The organism is Corallococcus macrosporus DSM 14697 (genome assembly GCF_002305895.1).
Classification (GTDB): Bacteria; Myxococcota; Myxococcia; order Myxococcales; family Myxococcaceae; genus Myxococcus; species Myxococcus macrosporus.
This window is the reverse complement of sequence record NZ_CP022203.1, coordinates 6,435,972-6,453,091: the sequence shown is the minus strand read 5'-3', so window position 1 is coordinate 6,453,091 and position 17,120 is coordinate 6,435,972. Positions and strand designations below refer to the sequence as shown.

Genomic DNA, 17,120 nt, shown 5'->3' with positions numbered 1-17,120 from the left:
TCGCTACCGCGAGGCGTCCTGGACGCGGAGCTCGGGCGGGGGTGGCGCCTGAAGCTGAACCTGCTCGCCCGAGCGCGGATGCCGGAAGGTGAGCGACTCCGCGTGCAGGAGGTAGCCGCCGTCGCCGGGCAGGCCGGGGTCCTTTGCCAGCGGCAGGCCGCCCACGGCGAAGAGCGGGTCTCCCACGAGCGGGTGGCCGATGTAGGCGAGGTGGATGCGGATCTGCTCGGAGCGCCCCGTGTGGATGTCCACCTCGAAGAGGGTGTGCTCGGTGCGCCGCTCCAGCACCCGGGCCGTGCTGTGTGAGGGCTTCCCCCGCGCACTGGCACCATGGACCTCGCCCAGCCGCGGATGGGGCACCAACCCGATGGGCGCGCGGATGTCATAGGACTCCTGGGCGGCGAGTCCCTGGGAAAGCGCGCGGTAGCGCTTGTGCACGCGGCCCTCGCGCCAATCACGGGCCAGCCGCGCGGCTGCTTCGCGGGTGCGGGTGAAGAGCACGAGGCCCGACGTCGCGCGTCCCAGGCGGTGCCGGGGAACCGCCTCGGGCCAGCGTGCCTGGACGAAGGAGAGCAGGGTGTTCTTCAGGAAGCCCCCCGAGGGCAGGGTCGGCAGTCCGCTCGGCTTCACCACGACGACCAGCTCCGCGTCCTCGTACACGAGTTCGAAGGACCGCGGCGTGTCCTCCTCTTCCCACGGTGGGCGGTGCCAGCACAGCCACTGCCCTGGCCTCAGCGGCTCCGAGCCGTCCGCGACGACGCCGTCGAGCCGCACCTCGCCCCGAGCGAAGCGTGCCCGCCACTCCTCCTCCGAGGAGTGACGATACGTGTCCGTCAGATGGGCCAGCGCGCTGCGGCCCGGCTGGCGCCCGAGCTTCTCGCGATACACATAGCCATCATTGAGCAGCACCCGCGCACCCTACACCGCGTGGGCTCGCGGTGGGAGCGCGTCAAAGCGGCGGCGGCTTGTCCAGGAAGCCTGACTTCGACAGCCACAGCATCAGCGCGAAGCTGATGGTGTTGAAGGCCGCGTGCGCGACGAGCAGGGGCAGCAGGCGGCCCCGGAACCAGAAGACGAACCCGAACCAGGCCCCCAGCACGAAGGTCTGGAAGACGGCGAGCGTGCCTTCGTAGAAGTGGCCCACGGAGAACAGCACGGCCGCGACCAGCACCGCGGGCACCCAGCGGCCCAGCACCACGCGCAGGCGGGGCACGAGGAAGCCCCGGAAGACGAACTCCTCGAAGCCTGTCACCAGCACCATGATGGCCGCGAAGGCGGGCACGCCCAGTCCGGTGTCCATGAGCGCGGCGGCCACGCCCTTGCGCGCCAGCAGCTCCTTGTCGGCCAGGTCCAGCGCCACGGCGACGGCCCCGATGAGCACCGACGCGGCGAGGTGCACCGCGTAGGTGGCGACGAGCACCGGCACGCCGAGCAGCAGCTCCTTCGCCCAGCCCTCGCGCGCCAGCCCCACCTGCGCGAGCCCCTGGCCGTCGCGCCACACCAGCACCGCGACCAGCAGAATCATCCCCAGTGCGCGGACGCACAGGGGCGCCATGGACAGGGAGAAGCCCCTCTCCAGCTCCGCCGCGCTGGCGACCCAGGCGCCCGCGCCCGTGCCGCTCAGCGCCACCAGGAGCCCCAGGATGCCCAGCCAGCCGCCCGCGCGCGTGGGCTCCCAGGGGCGGAGCAGGGCCAGCCCCCAGGCGAGCAGGACCCCTGTGAGCACGGCCAGGACGACCTGGCCCTTGGGGCCCGGCGACGAGGGCCCGAGGACGGCGAGGAACACGAACGCCGCTTCGGACAGGGCCCGGCGCCGCGGCGGGGCGTTCTCCAGGAGCACGGCGACATCACGACGCACGGGGTGTTCCTCCAGTTCAGGGCCACGGGGCAGGGGCCTCGCGGGATTCCGGGCACGCTACCGGCTTCGCCCTCGGTTGTGGGCCGGGGCGTGGACTCACCCCGTCGCGGGGCGGCCCGACGTGCTACGAGCATGCGCATGGCGATCTCCACCCTCCCTGAGCGTCCACGTGCCGTCCTCGTCGGTGTCCAGCTCCCGGGCGTCTCCGACGAAGAGCACGCCGCGGACTTCGCGGAGCTGCGCCGGCTGGTGCACACGCTGGGGTATGACACGGTGGCGACCGTGTCCCAGAAGCGGACGCGGCTGGCCACGGGCACGGTGCTCGGGACGGGCAAGCTCAAGGAGCTGGCGGCCCTCACCGGAGGCCCGGGCGTGATTTCGTCCGGGGCGAGCGACCGGACGTCGAAGGCCCGCGAGAAGTGGGAGGCCGCCGCCAACGCGGAGCCCGCCCCCGAGGACGGGGCCGCCGAAGCGGAGGCCGACGACGTGGAGCCGGAGGACGCGCTGCCGCCTCCGCCGTCGGGAGAAGACGACGAGGCGGCGCCCCGGCCCACCGTGGTGGTCGTGGACCACGAGCTGTCGCCCGGGCAGTTGCGCAACCTGGAGAAGGCCACCGGCGCGGTGGTGCTGGACCGCGCGGGCGTGATTGTCGACATCTTCCACCGGCACGCGAAGAGCCACGAGGCGCGGATGCAGGTGGAGATCGCCCGGCTCAACTACCTGGCGCCCCGGCTGCGCGAATCCACCGGAGGCCGCGAGCGGCAGCAGGGGCGTGGCGCGGGTGACTCGGCGCTGGAGCTGGACCGCCGCAGGATTCGCGACCGGCTGGCGGAGCTTCGCGCGGGACTGGCGGCCATCCAGAAGGACCAGGACCACCGCCGCTACGCGCGAAGGGACCTGCTGCGGGTGGCGCTGGTGGGCTACACGAACGCGGGCAAGTCCTCGCTGATGCGGGCGTTGACGGGCAGCACGGTGCTGGTCGCGGACCAGCTCTTCGCCACGCTCGACACCACGGTGCGCGCGATGCAACCGGAGACCCGTCCGCGCATCCTGGTCTCCGACACGGTGGGCTTCATCCAGAAGCTGCCGCATGACCTGGTCGCGTCGTTCCGCTCCACGCTGGACGAGGCGCTGGAAGCGTCCCTGCTGCTCTACGTGGTGGACGCGTCGGACCCCACGTGGGCCGCGCAACTGGAGGTCACCCGCACGGTGCTCCGGGAAATCGGCGCGGACGCCGTACCGAGCAGGCTGCTCTTCAACAAGGCCGACCGGCTGGACGCGGCGGCCAAGGAGGCGCTGCTCGCGCAGCACCCGGACGCCCTGATGCTCTCCGCGCACCTGCCGGACGACGTGGCGATGCTGCGAAAGCGCATCATCGCCTTCTTCGAGTCCTCGATGGTGGAGGCGGACCTGGTGATTCCCTACTCCCAGCAGGGGCGCATCAGCGAGGTCTACGAGCACACCACGGTGGTGTCCCAGGCCTATGACGAGAGCGGCAGCCGGCTGCGCGTGCGGGGCCTTCCTGGGGCCATCGCGAAGCTCACCCAGTTGTTCCAGGGGTAGGTTTCCCGGGCTGTCCGCGACGCGGCCGCATTCGAACTCCTTCCCGCCCGGAACATGCATCGTCACCAGGTCCCCATGGCAGGCAAGAACTTCTACATCATGCTGGCGAGTCCCCCCTGGGCGGGGCCGACCTCACGCGTCATCTCGGGCCCAGACATCCAGGTGAATGACGGGCTTCTCCTGAGCGGCGTACAGCAGGGCTATTCCATCGTCCTGTCCGTGGACGAGAAGGCGAAGGACGCCTCCGACTTCCCTCCGTGCGACATCCATGGTCCCTCGCGGAGCCTCCTGTTTTCACAGCGGTTCATCGAGCTCCTCGAGGAGCTTGGCGTCGACAACGTCCAATATTTCGATGCGGAGGTCGTCTACGCGCCTACCGGGCAAAAGCTGCCCTACAAGGTGGCGAACATCGTTGGCATCGTGAGCGGACTCGACCTGGACCGGTCGGATGTCGTGATGTCCAACCGCGGAAACGTCCTGCAAATCAGGGAGATGCGCCTGAGCGAAGACAAGCTCCAGGGCCATGGAATCTGCCGCCTGCGTGAGGACCTCATGCTGATTGTTGTTCACAGGCGCATCAAGGAAGCCATTGAAGCGGCGGCGCTCTCCGGGTTCATGTTCATCACCGATGACGAATATGAGCCGGGCATGATCTGACACGTCGACAGCTCACCCCGCGTGGGCTCACTGGCCGGGGCGAGGAGCCTGGCAGCCGCTTCTGAAGGCCCTCGTGGGCCGGCCGCACCATCACCGCGTGGAACACGGCGCCGGGCCGATGCCTCACGTCATGAGCAGCATCAAGACAGACAGAACAGGGCCAGCAGGTGTCGGGCCGCGGGACGTGACGTCCGGGGCGTGGCGATGCCGCATTCCGGAGTCCTCGGCGGTGAGCACAAGCAAGGGAACATCCCGGCGGGCACGCCCGACCCGGGCAGAGGCCGAGGGCCGCGGCGCGAAGTCACCGGAAGCGCCTGGGATGCCCACGCCGCCAGCGCCGGCTGCAGGTTCCCAGGAGCGCCGATGGTCCCGTGACGTGACGGAGCGGAGCAACGCGCTCGACCTCGAAGCGGGCGTCTTCACGCGGGCCCCGAAAGACATCGCCCGCTCACTGAAGCGCTCGGCGGAACAAAGCCGCCGACGGAAGGCTTCATCCTTCCAGTCCGCCATGTCGATGCTCACGTTCTTCGAAAACCGCGCGGGCCGCGGCCTGACGCCGGAGAGGCGGCAGGCTCTCGAGCAGGCGAAGGATGAGCTCCGGAGACTCTACGGCCGGCCAACGAAGGGCACGCCCCCCGCCTGATGCGATGCGACGCGTCGCATCCGCGGCGTCGGCGCCTTCCCGGACGCGCCAGCACCTTGCGCCCCATCACCGCCGTCGCCCTCGGCTACCTCGTGCGCTCAAGAAGCGTTGGTGGCGGTGCAGCTCCAACGCGACGCCGGGCCGGGGCCAGCGTCTGGTGGCCGGCCTGGGCCGGAGCCGCCACTGCGCCTGGCGCTCAGGACGCGGCGCGGGCCTGCTGAAGCTCCTCCGCACCCGGCCTCCACAGCACCTTCCAGTGCGCCTCGGGGAGCAGGGATGGAGGAGGCTTCACCTCCGACACCCCCGCCACCTCGACGTGCACCCCGCCACCCCACGCGAGGATGCCCGCGAACAGTCCCAGGACGCTCAGCACGGGATGGATGGGGCCTTCATAGCGCCGCGCGCGCCAGTGACGCAGGCGTGGCGCCGCGGGCCCCCTGGCGCTGGGCCGCAAGGAGAGCTTGCCGGGGGCCAGCGCCCCTGGGACCGGGAAGAGCGGCACGATGAGCAGGCCCACTTCTCCGGCCTCCAGGTGAACCGTCGTCTCTCGCGGGTAGCGCAGTCGCGACTCGGGGGGCCCCGACAGCTTCAGCGTCAGCGCCCGCTCCGCGTCCACGCACCCCTGCGCCATCAGATGCAGCTCCAGCGGCGCGGAGCCCTGCGGTGCCACGGCCAGTCTCACGGCGAAGTGCACGCCGTCGACCTCGAGGATGTCCTCGGCCCGGGCCCACTCGAACAACACGTTGGGCAAGACCTCTTCCCGATGCCAGGCCTTCCACATCCGGACCCCGATGAACGCGGTCACCACCGCGCAGCCCAGCGCGAGCCACGGTGGAAGCCCGCTGAAATCGGAGGTGACCACCATCCAGATGCCCAGCACGACCGGCGGCGTCCCGAAGCAGAACAAGAACAGCCTGGCGGCGCCGTCGGCGTCGCGCTTCCAGAAGGCCCGCGCGCTCCACGTCGCGAGCAGCAGCCCGCCTACGAGCCACCCCAGGGTGGGGGCATGCGGGGCCCGATAGCGCAGCGTCACCCCGGCGATGCCCGCGGCCGTCAGCCCCACCAACACCAGCAGTCCCAGCAGCACATGTCCGCGTGTCGCTCTCATGGCACCCTGTCCCGTCCCGCCTCGGCTCACTGCGAGAGGGCCCAAGGTAGTCCATTCCGCCTGCCTCACGGGCCGGGAAGCCGGAGGGCGCTGACGCCCGCGCTCCGGCTCGGCACCGGAGGCGGGCTGTTCCAGCGGACTACTCGGCGCGGCAGACGGCCGGCGCGGAGAGGTTGGGGCGAATCATCTTGAACGGCTGAAGCAGGTCCGGGACGCGGAGCAGGGCGTCACGGCAGCCCGCCTCGTCGTTGCCGGACACCTCCACCTTGAAGCTGCAGTCCCGCGCGCCCTCGCAGACCGTCTGGGCCAGCCGCGCATAGCAGTCCACGGCGCGGGCACAGGTGTCCCCACCCAGGTCCACCGACGCGGAGGAGGACGTCGTCGAGGCAGCGGCCGTGTTCGTGTCTGTCGACACCGACGCGCCAGCGGACAGGGCGTCCCGCGAGTGCTCGCCCGGGGCGTTCAGGTTGATGGTGACGTTCGTCTGCGCGGGCGCGTGGGGAGGGGCGGCGACGAAGCGCGGGTTGATGCGGTCCTGGGCGCAGAGGTACAGCTCCTCGCCCTTCTTGCGCACCGTGGCGAGCTTCGCCTCCAGCTCCGCCGGCGGAACCTGCTTGTCGTCCACGGAGACCTGGAAGGTGTACGCGTCGTCCCCATTGTAGCGGTAATACATCGTGGCGTTCGCATCGTAGGTGACGGCGATGGCCGTGTCGTCCATGGACTGTGACTCGAGACCGCTCTCCAGGGCGCAGACGCCGATGGACGTCTTGGTCGCCGAGGCGTCATTCGAGGCGACGGGCAGCGTGTAGAACTTGTTGGCACCACAAGCCGCCAGCGAGAGACACAGAGACGTCAGGGACAGCCCCTGGATGAGCCGCTTCATGCGTTTTGCTCCTTGGAGAGGGAATGGGTCCGCGCTGGGGAGCCCCGGCGGAGTGGCGCATCGACGTGTGCGCCGGTTGCACATTCAATCCTGACGCGAAAAAGCTCGCCCCGGAAGTCTCGGGGGCGGGGAGCTCCTTGCCTCCCAGTGGTTCGCGGGTGCGGCGGGCAAGCACCTGTGGTTCCTGCCGGCGGTGCGCAACATCCTGACGGGGAGCGAGGCGCTTCGACTTCGAGGTAGGTCCCCGCTGCTCCTGCTCGTCCCCCTCAACCGAGTCCCCCTTCGTCTGATGCGCCGCGCGTGGGGGGGCACCCATTGCAATAAGTCTGGAATCTTACGTCTGCGCGAAAGCTCTCTCCCGGAATCGCTGGCTGCCTTTGCTGCCCGGCCGGGACGGCGGCGCTCGCGCTGCGCGAGGGCAAGAGGGGTCTTGCAGCGGGCAGTTTCCACACGGTGGCCATGCGCCCGGACGGCGCCGTCTGGGGCTGGGGCCGCAACAACCTCGGTCAGGTGGGGGACGGGACGACCGCGGACCGCCCCATGCCGGTCAACGTGATGGTCCAGGAAGGGACCTGAACCGTCCCATCGGAGCGAGGGCTCGGCACCACCGGATGCGCGTCGTTCAGCGGCAGCTCGGGCGCCAACTCGTCACCAGGTGAGGCGCAGGCGTTTCGATGGCTCTGGGGCCATGTTCGCTGGATTGAGGCGGGGGCTTGCGGGCTGGCTCCGTCCATGTCCTGGCTCCCTGGCGATGGCACGTCCTGCCAGCCACGTCGCTCCCGGGCGACGGAACTCTCCCTAAGCGGGGAGGGACGCTGAGCTGAAGTGAAGCCAGGATGCCGGGCGACGAGGGTCGCCGGGGGCCTGGCTTCACTCTTTTCGGGGGCCCTGCGCGCCCGCGACGGTGACGCGGGGGCGTCGTCCTCGGGCGCTGCCAGTCGAACGGACACCGCGCATGAAGCCGCGTGCTCACCTCCCCGCACGCACCACCGCCTCCCGTTCGGGATGAGCTCGGCGCCGCACGCGGTTCGCGTCACCCATGACGATTCCAAACGTCTTCAGAGCTTCGTTCATCTCCGCGCTCGTCCTTGGCACCGCCGCTCCGGCGCTCGCCGCCCCGGTCACTCCTTCCGCTCCCGTGGCGGAGGTCGGTCCGGGCGGCGTGGGCATGCTGTTCCCCTCCGAGCCCTCCGGCAGCAGCTTCCACCTGGGCGACGGCGACCCCTCCGACTCCAAGCCATTCTTCGACATGGAAGGCGACGAGGCCACGCCCGGCTTCGAAGCCGGCGTCCCCTACTGGTCGACCAGCGGCCACCGCGTCACGTACGCGAGCGGCAAGCCCGCCGGAAAGACGGTGCGGCTCCACCTCCGTCCCGGCGGCGGCGAGCAGTCCTTCACCTGGCGTGACGGCGCCCCTGAGAACGGCTTCATCGGCAGTCCGGACGATCTCCTGAACTTCGAGGCCACCGTCTACGTTCGCGTCCACGAGGACAACGGTACGCACCACTCCATGTCCTGGAAGATGCGCGGCGGCCAGCACACCAAGCCCGAGGTGGCGCGATCGAGCTGCGTCGGGATGGACGTCCCGTTCGGCGGCGTCTCGCCCCAGGCCTTCCGCGAGCTCGACCACCCGACCTACGACCACCTCTCGCTCGCGCCCTCCTTCGACTACCAACTGCAGGAAGGCCGCTGGCTCGGCGTGAAGGTGGTCTCGTATCTGGTCGAAGGTGGCACCCGGAACCTGCTGTTCCTCGACACCGAGCCCTTCGACGCCTCCGGCACCCCGCGTAACGAGTTCCGCCTCTTCACCGAATGGGACGACCGCGACGGAGAGAGCACCGGTCACTACAATCGGGCGGCCACGTGGGCCGGGTGGGAGACGACGTTCCGCGTGGACGGCTGGCGGCGGGTCGACTTCGCCTACCCCTCGGCACGAGAGATCGTGCCGCCGACGTCGTAAGCGCCCTGGCGCCGCGCGCGCTCGCGGTGAGGACGGGGCTTCGCGCGCCCACCACAGGGGCGCGCGAAGCGCGGGCGGCTCAGTTGGACGTGATGCGCACGCCCTGCACCGCCAGGCTCTCGCCGCGGATGTTCATCCGCGAGTCCGGGGTGAAGTGGCCCACGAAGTTGCCGTCGTTGTACCCGAACACCCACAGCCTCAGGTCCGTGTTCGTGGGCAGCGCGTCACCCGGGAGGTCGAAGGTGCGCGCCGTGCCGGCAACGTCGAACTGCTCTCCCGTCGAGCAGTTCTCGCCGCAAGACCAGCTCACGCCGACCTTGAAGCGGTCCGGATTCGTGCTGCTGCTCCAGGTGACGGTGAGGGGGGCCGTGGCGGTGAACGAGTCGCCATTCGAGGGCGCCGTGACGGTGGGGGGCTCAGGAACCAGGCCGGTGGCGACGCCGAACAGCGCTCCGTCGCGCGACACCTCCAGGCGCAGCTCGCCCCCGGCCTGCACACCCAGCTCCGTGGAGTAGGTACCGAAATCGCCATCGTACGGAACCGCCTGGCCGTTGAGGGTGAGCACCGCGTCCTCCACCACGTCGTCGCCGGCGGTCACTCGCACGTGCTGCCAGCGCTCGCCCATGTCCCCTCCGAGGACCTGGAGCGGCGTCGTGCGTCGGAAGACGACCGCGTTGGCGGCCTCGCTGCGCACCGAGAAGGACGAATCTGCGGTCACCGGGCCGGCGAGCACACCGCGGGCGCGGGCGATTACCGTGACCTCGACGCCCGCGTTGGACGGCAGCTGCTGGCTCGCGATGACGAAGCGGCGGTCCGCGCCCCCCGCCTCGAAGGTCCTCACGTCCCTGCCGGCGGTGGTCACCACGGCGAAGCCGGCGAGGCTGCCCTCGGCGGTCCACTCCACGGCGACGTCTTCGGTGTGGGAGAAGAGGCTGTTGGCGGCCGGGGCGGTGATGTGCGGCGCGGCGGGGACCACGGCCTGGCCCTGCAGGGTGTCATCGCCCGCTACAATCAAGAGGTTCACGCGGCTGCCCGAGGGCATCGACGCGGGCTCGGACACCACGTAGGTGCCCTCCGCCTCGTGCGCCGCCAGCACGTCGTTCACCGTCACTCGCGCGTCGGTGACGCCCTTGCCGTCGCGGCTGACGCGGATGCGCTGGGCGCCTGCTCCCAGGTCGCCGGCCTCCACCCGGTACTGCCCGCGCTCCTCGCTCGACGAGCACGCCGCCAAGCATGCCAGCACCAAACACAGCACAGATACTCTTGTTACTCCAGACATCCAAGTTCCTCCATAAAAGGGCGCTTATACTCGGCCAGCACCTGGGGCGGGGCAATTCCAGGAAGGGGTAATAGGCGCACTCCTGGAGCCGCGCCGCGGAGGGGGCCACGCATTCAATGGCCCCCGCTGCGGCCCAGGCGTTTCCTTGGCGGCGGAGGTGGGTCATGGGAGCCAGCAGGCGCCTGCCACGAGCGCGCGTCGGGTGTGGCGCTCATCCTGAGCCGCCAGCAGCCCCCCTCCTGATTTCAGCCCATTTTCGGAGCTTGGCCGCTGGGTGAGCACCCGGCTCCCCTCGGAGCGTGCTCAGGATGAGCGCCACACCTGGTCCAGGACCCTGCCGCGCTCCTCGTGGGAGGGCGGCCCGCATGGTGCGCTGGTGGCGCGGAACTCAGCAGATGCCGTTCAATGGGCAGACGTCTCCGGAGCGCGTCCCGGAGCACTGCAAGGCATTGAGGGGAGTGGGCCCTCCTGGATTCGAACCAGGGACCAATCGGTTATGAGCCGGGGTGGGGCCGGTTGGCAGGGGCTCGCAGGCCCTGTTAGCGCCTCGCAACCCCCTGTGTCAGGGAAGTTGTCGCCTCGGCTGACCGGCCGAGTTGACCACCCCCGGGGGCGAGTACAGGCAGGTAGCTGTGTCGTACACGGATGCATTCAAGGCGGAGATGGTGAAGCGGATGGTGGGGCCAGGCGCGGTGAGTGCTGCGGCGCTCGCCCGCCAGGTGGGAGTCTCGCAGCCGACGCTGTCGCAGTGGTTGCGCGAGGCGCGTAGGGTAGCGGCGATGACGCCGCCGCCCGAGGAGAAGAAGCCCGCTGGCCCGAAGAAGTGGACGCCCGAGGAGAAGCTGCGCGTGCTGGTGGTGGCCCAGGGGCTTGAGGGTGAGAAGTTGGGGGCGTTGCTGCGCCGCGAGGGGCTGCACGAGGCGCAGTTGAAGGAGTGGCGGCAGGTGGCTGCCGGGGCCCTGTCGGGCGAGTCCTCCGGGCCACTGACGGCCAGCCAGCGTCGCCGACTGGCCTCGTCGGAGAAGCGCGTGAAGGAGCTGGAGCGGGAGCTGCGGCGCAAGGAGAAGGCGCTGGCCGAGACGGCGGCGCTGCTGGTGCTCGAAAAAAAACTTCAGGGGATGGGCTGGGACGAGAAGTCCCCGGAAGACGAGGACGACGCAGTGGACGAGAGGCGCGAGAAATGACGCTTGCCCTCGTCGACGAGGCGCTGGAGAAGGGCGTGAGGCTGGAGGCCGTCTGCGAGCGACTCGGGGTGACGTCTCGCACCGTCCAGCGCTGGAGGAAGCCCGAAACGGCCCAGGACGGCAGGTGCGGTCCGCATACCCGGCCCGCCAACCGGCTGTCGGAAGTGGAGAGACGCCGCATCCTGGCAGTGGCCAACAGCGAGGAGTTCCGCGACGTCTCGCCCAAGCAGATTGTGCCCCGGCTGGCCGACAGGGGCGAGTACGTGGCCAGCGAGGCGAGCATCTACCGGGTGCTGCGCGAGGCGGGGCAACTCACCCACCGAGGCTGCGCCAGGGCCCCCACGCCCAGGCTCCGGGCCGAGCACCTGGCCACCGGGCCCAATCAGGTGTGGAGCTGGGACATCACCTACCTGAAGGGCCCGGTGAAGGGAGCCTTCCTCTACCTGTACCTGGTGGTGGACGTCTTCAGCCGGCGCATCATGGGCTTCGCGGTACACGAGGAGGAGTCGTCCGAGCATGCCGCGGCCCTCATCCGCCGCTGCTGGCAGGAGGCGGGCTGTCCCGAGGGGCTGGTATTGCACTCGGACAACGGCGGCCCGATGAAGGGCGCCACGCTGCTGGCCACCCTGCAATGGCTGGGCGTGACGCCCTCCTTCAGCCGGCCCCGCGTCTCGGACGACAACGCCTTCTCCGAGGCTCTCTTCCGTACGCTGAAGTACCGCCCCAGCTTCCCGCGGCGCCCCTTCGCATCCGTCGAGGACGCGCACTGCTGGGTGACGCGCTTCGTGCATTGGTACAACACCGAGCACCTGCACTCCGCCATCCGCTTCGTCACGCCTGACGACAGACACTTCAGTCGCGAGACGGCGCTGCTCGCCCGGCGCCATCAGGTGTACCAGCGCGCCCAAGCCCGTCATCCTGAGCGATGGAGCCGCCACACTCGAGACTGGACACCGGCAGGCCCGGTGCGCCTCAACCCCTCCCCGAACCCCACCCCGGCAGTGCAGGAGTTGAAGCGCATCGGTTGAACTCTCTCACGCGACAACTACCTTGACGCTCACCGGCAACCTGCGGAAAGGATTGAGACTCTCCAGTGCGCGGGGGCGGCGCCGGTTGGCACCGCCTCCACGGTTTCGACTCGCCGTGGTGCGCCGGTGGTGCGGAACGTGGTGCGGCCGGTGGCCTCGCCGTTGCTCACGGTGCGTGAGGTGGCGGAGGAGTTGGCCGTGTGCCGGGCCACCGTCTACGTGCTCCTCGAACGCGGGGAACTGGAGCGGGTGTGGGTTGGGCGGTCCATTCGCATCCCGGCCGCGTCGCTGGAGGCGCTCCTTGCCCGAGGGCGGCGTTGATGCTCCGGTTGGTGGTTCCCGGTTCCTGGCTCTATAGCGGGAACCGAGACCGCACGAGCACTGCGCCTCGTCATTCCGTACACCGAGGCCCGTGGGCGGGTAACGGTAGCGTGTGCCCTGAAAAAGGTGTGGCAGGGGAGGAGCGGGTGGAGGAGCGCGGGTGGGCGTACCGGCGGAGGCAGCCGGAGGGGACGGTGCTGTACGAGGCGGTGAAGGACTGCCTGCCATACAAATTTCTTTTTGTATTAAGGGCATCCCGCTATGTCAGCTTTCATTGCCTTTCATTACTCATTGCCCCTTTGAAGACTTGGCTTTTAGTGCCTGAAGTTCCTTTTCAAGAGCAGCTATCTTAGTTTTGATCTCTTGCTCTGCTTGGAGTCTTTCAGGCTCTTTAGTTGAGTTGTTGAGTTTGAATGTGGCTATCGAGATGATAATCCAAAGTAGCCCTGCTACAATTAGCCCAGAAGCATCTCCACCTGGAACCGCATTTATAGCAGCTAAGCCAATGGTGATGACGATAGCTGCTGCAAAAGACCAGAAGATTGTTTTGAAGAAGTAGGCCATAGATTTTTTAGTATGCTTTTGTTTGGGGACAGTGGGGGCGGGTTTGGCTGCATCTTGTGAAGAGAAGAAGTCTATAAGAAATGCTCCAAGCCAAAGTAATAGTGAAATTCCCCCAGTGGGTATTGCGAGAATGACTGCAAGAATTAGAAGCTCACTAGCGGTCTGTTCCTCCTCTTCAGTCATCGGGAGTTCCAGGGGCTATTATTTTTTGATCCAGTACATTGATTTTTTGCTCCCTCAAGCAGGGGCGGAGCCGGGGCTGGAGGAGGAGAGCCTCGCCTTTGCTGCGACGGTGGAGGAGCCGAGGAAGGAGCGCACGCCCCGTTTTGACTGGGCCGGGCTGCTGCGCAGGACGTTCGCCCTGGATGTGTTCGCGTGCTTGAGGTGTGGAGGCAGGCGGCGGGTGTTCGCGTACGTGAAGGGAGCAGGAGGGGGGAGAGCGAATCTGGAGCACCTGGGGTTGCCCACGGCGAGTGCGCACTTGGCCCCGGCGCAGGGGCCCCCCAGAGCGCGTGGTGGGGGTGAACGCACTCCAGCCGTAGCCAAGGCGCGCCAGCCAGCGGCCGAGTCCCCCTGGGAACACGGCGTTGGTAGGGGGGGCCTAAAGGGGGCTGCATGGTTGCTCCACCGGAAAGGCGCATCGGCTTGGGGGCCCCCTCCAGCAGCCCACTTGCCCCGCAGTGCCCCGGGCTGCTCCCCGTAACAGTGCCCTCCTCCTTCCTATGGGCATTGCCGTTGGCAAGGGGATTCGGCGCCGCGTCACGCCTTCACGTCTTCTGGCGCCTGCGTGTAGCTGGCCATCAGGGTGGCCGTGGTGATTCGGAGGGACTCGTCCGGTCCGCGCGCGAGCGTGAGGTGGTGAACTCTTCCCTTGCCGGGCACATCGACGCCCTTGAAGTCGACGTCCGTCACCGTCCAGGGACCGCCCGCGGGAGCGGAATTCTCGACCCATCGGGACCCGACGTACACCTGCGTTGCTGCGTTGAGTGAGCTCATTCCCGGGACTCTACCCCTCCCTGGCTTCCGGGGAACGCCACGCCGATTCGCCTTGCATGCCCCCTGGATTGAGACCTCCCTCATCGCGCTCGCGGTGAGCCAGTTCCTGGTTTCCCTCCTCAACGGGTTGCTGGCCCGGCGGCAGACGAAGCACGAGCAGGCCGTGGACCAGGTGCCGTTGCTCGTTCCCTCAAGCAGGGGCGGAGCCGGGGCTGGAGGAGGAGGCCCCGCCTTTGCCGCGACGGTGGATGAGCCGGGGTGGGGCCGGTTGGCAGGGGCTCGCAGGCCCTGGCAGCGCTTCGCAACCTGCGGAAAGGACTGGGGTTTCTCCGGGAGTTGGGGCGGTGCCGGTTGGCACCGTTTCCACGGCTTCGACTGGGCGTGGTGCGCCGGTGGTGCGGAATTTGGTGCGGCCGGTGGCCCCCCCGATGCTCACGGTGCGCGAGGTGGCGGAGGAATTGGCCGTGTGCCGGGCCACCGTCTACGCGCTCCTTGAACGCGGGGAACTGGAGCGAGTGTGGGTCGGGCGTTCCATTCGCATCCCGGCAGCGTCGCTAGATGCGCTTCTCGCCCGGGGGGCGCGCTGACGCGTGGCCGCTGGTTCCCGGTTCCCGGCCCTATGGCGGGAACCGTAACTTTCCGCGCACCGTCCCTGGCTCGCGGGCCACGCGCTGCCAGCCGTGGCCACCAAGCCGCGCAAGTATAATGGTCACCTGCTGGGATGGCGGCTAGGAACGGGCTCGTGACCCAAGAGGGCCGCACCGTTTGTGCGCACGGCCCTGCTCGCCCCCGGCATCAGCGTCCTCCACCGCGCCGCACCAGCTTCCCTCGACGGGGCCTCAAATTGTCTTATGCTCCCGTGCATAATTGGCTCTCTGTGAGGAAGGGTATGCAATGCTGCTGAAAGCAACCGACGTCTTCACTCCCAACGACTTCCCTGCTCACACGTACATCCCGCGTGCAGGGGAGGATCTCGAAGGACGACTGCGGCGAGCGCTCGCAACGCCGAAGCAGGTGGTATCCCTCTCGGGGCCCTCCAAGTCTGGGAAAACCGTGCTCGTGGAGAAGGTCGTGGGCAAGGACAACCTGATCCAGATATCTGGCGCGATGATCAAGGAGCCGGAGGACCTCTGGACTCTCGTCCTCGACTGGATGGAGGTACCACACAGTGAGGTCACACAGTCGGGTTCAACCTCGACGCATCAAGCCTCGGTCAAAGGCGGCGGAAAGGCAGGGATTCCGTTCCTAACTGAGGCGTCAGGTGAGGCCGGGTACCAATACTCCAAGGCTAAATCGGAGGCGACCTCTGCGACGTCACAGCGCCGGGGGCTGGCGCAAGTTGAGAAGGAGATCGCTGGCAGTGCGTTTGTCATCTTTGTCGATGACTTTCACTACATGGGACGCGACGTGCAGGTCGCAGCTGCCCAGCAGATCAAGGCAGCGGCCGAACGTGGCGTGCGGATCTGTGTTGCGTCGGTTCCGCATCGCGCTGATGACGTTGTCCGGTCAAATCCGGAGTTGAGGGGGCGCACGGCAAACATCGACACTGCTTTCTGGGGGCCGGAACAGCTAGCTGAAATCGCCCGCGTCGGCTTCACGAAACTGAACGTGACGATCACCGATGTCGACGCGATGTATTTTGCTACCGAGGCATGCGGGTCACCGCAGATCATGCAGTCGCTTTGCCTCCAAACTTGCTTCATCACCGGCACTGAGGAGGAGCAGGCGAAGCAGGCGTCGCTGACACTCAACGCGAGTTTGAAGCGCCGTATCCTCCAGTCCACCTCGACCGTGTGCGACTACAGCTCCCTCGTTGGGCACATGCATCAAGGGCCGAAGACGCGCGGCACCGAAAGGAAGGAGTTCATATTCAAGGAGGGCTCGAAAGGCGACGTCTACAGGGCCGTGCTGCTGGCTATTGCTGCCAATCCTCCACGGATGGATTTCCCATGGGCCGAGATCGGCAAGCGCATCGAGAGTGTCTGTGCGGGCGGGACAACCCCGGTTGGTAGCAGCTACGCCGAGGCATGTAAGCAGATCAGCACAATCGCTCTTAATGCTTACCCAGCCCAGCGCATTATCGAGTGGGACGAGAATGCGAGCGTCGAGACGTTGACGATCGTCGACCCGTATCTTCTCTTCTTCCTGCGCTCGTCGCCAAAGCTGGCGAGTTTGGCCAAGAGTCAGTGAAGCCCTAAGGGCAACTGCACAGGCTCGGTAACCGAGGTGGAAACGGCCCGAAGCGGGGATGAAGGTGGGGCTCTAAACCAAGGATCGTAATTCTCGAACGGCCTCAGGATGTGCGCCTGAGGTCGACGTATCCGCTGCACGAGCCCCGTCTGGAGGGGATGAGCCGGAGCGCGCAAGGTGGCGCGCATGGCGAATGCGGAGCTGTGGAAGAAGCGAGTGGAGGAGTGGCGCACCAGTGGGCTGAGCGCGGAGGAGTACTGCCGTGGGAAGGAGTTCACGCCCAGCCCGCTGTACCGGTGGTCGAGTCGACTGGCGAAGGCGGGGCGTGGAGAAGAGGAGGCGGCGGTGCCGCTGGTGAGGCTGGTTTCGTCCCCAGCCCGCGTCGAAGCCGCACCGGGTGCAGGACTCGTCGTCATTGAGGCACACGGGGCGCGGGTGCTGGTGCCGGCGGGGGCGGACGTGGCGACGGTGGGTGTAGCGCTGGCGGCGCTGGGTGCGGCGAGCCGGGGCGGGGCGCGATGATTCCGCACGGCGTCGAAATCTTCCTGGGCCTGGAGCCGATTGACTTGCGCTGGGGCTTCGAGCGGCTGTCGGGGTTGGTGGAGGAGAGGCTGGGACGCAAGCCGCGCAGCGGCGCCCTCTTCGTCTTCTTCGGCAAGCGGCGCACGGCGCTGAAGGTACTCTTCTACGACGGGACGGGGCTGTGCCTCTTCTACAAGCGGCTGGACACCGGCTGCTTCCAGGTGCCGCGAGGGTTGGAGGAAGGCGCTACCAGCCTGGCGGTGGAGGAGCACGTGCTGGAGGAGTTGCTGGACGGGCTGCGCGTGGAGGCGCCCAGGCGGGGCCCTCGCCCACATTGAGAGGCGCCAGGCGCACCACCGCGCGG

18 protein-coding genes are annotated in these 17,120 nt (G+C 68.2%); 11 read left to right on the top strand and 7 right to left on the bottom strand.

Annotated features, from left to right (window positions below):
• Window positions 1-3: 3 nt before the first annotated feature.
• Window positions 4-909, bottom strand: a complete 906-nt coding sequence (locus tag MYMAC_RS25795; RefSeq protein WP_095960011.1) for an RluA family pseudouridine synthase — start codon at window positions 907-909, stop codon at window positions 4-6.
• Window positions 910-949: 40 nt separating this feature from the next.
• Entirely contained in the window at window positions 950-1,858 is a 909-nt protein-coding gene (locus tag MYMAC_RS25790) for a CPBP family intramembrane glutamic endopeptidase (protein ID WP_095960010.1), read from the bottom strand.
• A 132-nt stretch (window positions 1,859-1,990) separates the two neighbouring features.
• Between MYMAC_RS25790 and hflX the strand changes: the two genes are divergently transcribed.
• The 3 genes from hflX to MYMAC_RS38565 all read left to right on the top strand — a co-directional run bounded on the left by hflX (window position 1,991) and on the right by MYMAC_RS38565 (window position 4,721).
• Window positions 1,991-3,421 carry a GTPase HflX gene (gene hflX / locus MYMAC_RS25785; protein WP_095960009.1) on the top strand — a complete coding sequence of 477 codons (1,431 nt, stop codon included), beginning with the start codon at window positions 1,991-1,993 and terminating at the stop codon, window positions 3,419-3,421.
• A 75-nt stretch (window positions 3,422-3,496) separates the two neighbouring features.
• On the top strand, window positions 3,497-4,078 hold the full coding sequence (locus tag MYMAC_RS25780) for an imm11 family protein (protein WP_095960008.1): 582 nt from the start codon (window positions 3,497-3,499) through the stop codon (window positions 4,076-4,078).
• Between the two features lie 118 nt (window positions 4,079-4,196).
• Complete coding sequence (locus tag MYMAC_RS38565; RefSeq protein ID WP_338025968.1) at window positions 4,197-4,721, top strand: DUF3175 domain-containing protein; 525 nt, start codon at window positions 4,197-4,199, stop codon at window positions 4,719-4,721.
• A 196-nt stretch (window positions 4,722-4,917) separates the two neighbouring features.
• Here MYMAC_RS38565 and MYMAC_RS25770 read toward each other — a convergent pair whose 3' ends face one another.
• Window positions 4,918-5,829, bottom strand: a complete 912-nt coding sequence (locus MYMAC_RS25770) for a hypothetical protein (protein WP_157757558.1) — start codon at window positions 5,827-5,829, stop codon at window positions 4,918-4,920.
• Between the two features lie 139 nt (window positions 5,830-5,968).
• Window positions 5,969-6,712 (bottom strand): hypothetical protein, encoded by a 744-nt coding sequence (locus MYMAC_RS25765; RefSeq protein WP_013941769.1) that lies wholly within the window; start codon window positions 6,710-6,712, stop codon window positions 5,969-5,971.
• A 363-nt stretch (window positions 6,713-7,075) separates the two neighbouring features.
• Here MYMAC_RS25765 and MYMAC_RS25760 point away from each other — a divergent pair, with 363 nt between their 5' ends.
• The gene (locus MYMAC_RS25760; protein WP_338026040.1) at window positions 7,076-7,288 is read left to right on the top strand and encodes an RCC1 domain-containing protein; all 213 of its coding nucleotides are present in this window, start codon (window positions 7,076-7,078) and stop codon (window positions 7,286-7,288) included.
• A 463-nt stretch (window positions 7,289-7,751) separates the two neighbouring features.
• The gene (locus MYMAC_RS25755; protein ID WP_095960004.1) at window positions 7,752-8,672 is read left to right on the top strand and encodes a hypothetical protein; all 921 of its coding nucleotides are present in this window, start codon (window positions 7,752-7,754) and stop codon (window positions 8,670-8,672) included.
• Window positions 8,673-8,751: 79 nt separating this feature from the next.
• On the opposite strand, the gene MYMAC_RS25750 is transcribed toward MYMAC_RS25755, so the two are convergent.
• On the bottom strand, window positions 8,752-9,918 hold the full coding sequence (locus MYMAC_RS25750) for a hypothetical protein (RefSeq protein WP_095960003.1): 1,167 nt from the start codon (window positions 9,916-9,918) through the stop codon (window positions 8,752-8,754).
• 665 nt (window positions 9,919-10,583) lie between these two features.
• Here MYMAC_RS25750 and MYMAC_RS25745 point away from each other — a divergent pair.
• Both MYMAC_RS25745 and MYMAC_RS25740 read left to right on the top strand, forming a co-directional pair.
• A protein-coding gene (locus tag MYMAC_RS25745) for an IS3 family transposase (protein WP_095957569.1) occupies window positions 10,584-12,163 on the top strand; the annotation gives its coding sequence in 2 pieces (ribosomal slippage) (window positions 10,584-11,060 and window positions 11,063-12,163; 1,578 coding nt in all).
• 126 nt (window positions 12,164-12,289) lie between these two features.
• A complete protein-coding gene (locus MYMAC_RS25740; RefSeq protein WP_095960002.1) occupies window positions 12,290-12,484 on the top strand; it encodes a helix-turn-helix domain-containing protein in 195 nt (64 codons plus the stop codon).
• A gap of 288 nt (window positions 12,485-12,772) precedes the next feature.
• Here the strand turns inward: MYMAC_RS25740 and MYMAC_RS37000 are convergent, their stop codons facing one another.
• Both MYMAC_RS37000 and MYMAC_RS36995 read right to left on the bottom strand, forming a co-directional pair.
• Window positions 12,773-13,231 (bottom strand): hypothetical protein, encoded by a 459-nt coding sequence (locus MYMAC_RS37000; RefSeq protein WP_157757556.1) that lies wholly within the window; start codon window positions 13,229-13,231, stop codon window positions 12,773-12,775.
• A gap of 576 nt (window positions 13,232-13,807) precedes the next feature.
• Complete coding sequence (locus MYMAC_RS36995) at window positions 13,808-14,044, bottom strand: hypothetical protein (protein WP_157757555.1); 237 nt, start codon at window positions 14,042-14,044, stop codon at window positions 13,808-13,810.
• A 248-nt stretch (window positions 14,045-14,292) separates the two neighbouring features.
• Here MYMAC_RS36995 and MYMAC_RS38560 point away from each other — a divergent pair, with 248 nt between their 5' ends.
• From MYMAC_RS38560 to tnpB, 4 genes are all read left to right on the top strand, one after another.
• Entirely contained in the window at window positions 14,293-14,631 is a 339-nt protein-coding gene (locus MYMAC_RS38560; RefSeq protein ID WP_338025967.1) for a helix-turn-helix domain-containing protein, read from the top strand.
• A 307-nt stretch (window positions 14,632-14,938) separates the two neighbouring features.
• Window positions 14,939-16,234, top strand: a complete 1,296-nt coding sequence (locus tag MYMAC_RS25720) for a hypothetical protein (protein WP_157757554.1) — start codon at window positions 14,939-14,941, stop codon at window positions 16,232-16,234.
• A 186-nt stretch (window positions 16,235-16,420) separates the two neighbouring features.
• Entirely contained in the window at window positions 16,421-16,756 is a 336-nt protein-coding gene (gene tnpA / locus MYMAC_RS25715; RefSeq protein WP_082207158.1) for an IS66 family insertion sequence element accessory protein TnpA, read from the top strand.
• Window positions 16,753-17,094: an IS66 family insertion sequence element accessory protein TnpB gene (gene tnpB, locus MYMAC_RS25710; RefSeq protein ID WP_013938504.1), complete on the top strand. Its 342-nt coding sequence runs from the start codon at window positions 16,753-16,755 to the stop codon at window positions 17,092-17,094. Before tnpA ends, tnpB begins: the two co-directional genes overlap by 4 nt.
• The last annotated feature ends 26 nt before the right edge of the window (window positions 17,095-17,120 follow it).

Coding starts and splice junctions, on each gene's coding strand:
- hflX (WP_095960009.1), top strand. CDS start 1,991: ATGCGCATGGCGATCTCCACCCTCCCTGAGCGTCCACGTGCCGTCCTC.
- MYMAC_RS25780 (WP_095960008.1), top strand. CDS start 3,497: ATGGCAGGCAAGAACTTCTACATCATGCTGGCGAGTCCCCCCTGGGCG.
- MYMAC_RS38565 (WP_338025968.1), top strand. CDS start 4,197: ATGCCTCACGTCATGAGCAGCATCAAGACAGACAGAACAGGGCCAGCA.
- MYMAC_RS25770 (WP_157757558.1), bottom strand. CDS start 5,829: ATGAGAGCGACACGCGGACATGTGCTGCTGGGACTGCTGGTGTTGGTG.
- MYMAC_RS25765 (WP_013941769.1), bottom strand. CDS start 6,712: ATGAAGCGGCTCATCCAGGGGCTGTCCCTGACGTCTCTGTGTCTCTCG.
- MYMAC_RS25755 (WP_095960004.1), top strand. CDS start 7,752: ATGACGATTCCAAACGTCTTCAGAGCTTCGTTCATCTCCGCGCTCGTC.
- MYMAC_RS37000 (WP_157757556.1), bottom strand. CDS start 13,231: ATGACTGAAGAGGAGGAACAGACCGCTAGTGAGCTTCTAATTCTTGCA.
- MYMAC_RS36995 (WP_157757555.1), bottom strand. CDS start 14,044: ATGAGCTCACTCAACGCAGCAACGCAGGTGTACGTCGGGTCCCGATGG.
- MYMAC_RS38560 (WP_338025967.1), top strand. CDS start 14,293: ATGAGCCGGGGTGGGGCCGGTTGGCAGGGGCTCGCAGGCCCTGGCAGC.
- MYMAC_RS25720 (WP_157757554.1), top strand. CDS start 14,939: ATGCTGCTGAAAGCAACCGACGTCTTCACTCCCAACGACTTCCCTGCT.
- tnpA (WP_082207158.1), top strand. CDS start 16,421: ATGGCGAATGCGGAGCTGTGGAAGAAGCGAGTGGAGGAGTGGCGCACC.
- tnpB (WP_013938504.1), top strand. CDS start 16,753: ATGATTCCGCACGGCGTCGAAATCTTCCTGGGCCTGGAGCCGATTGAC.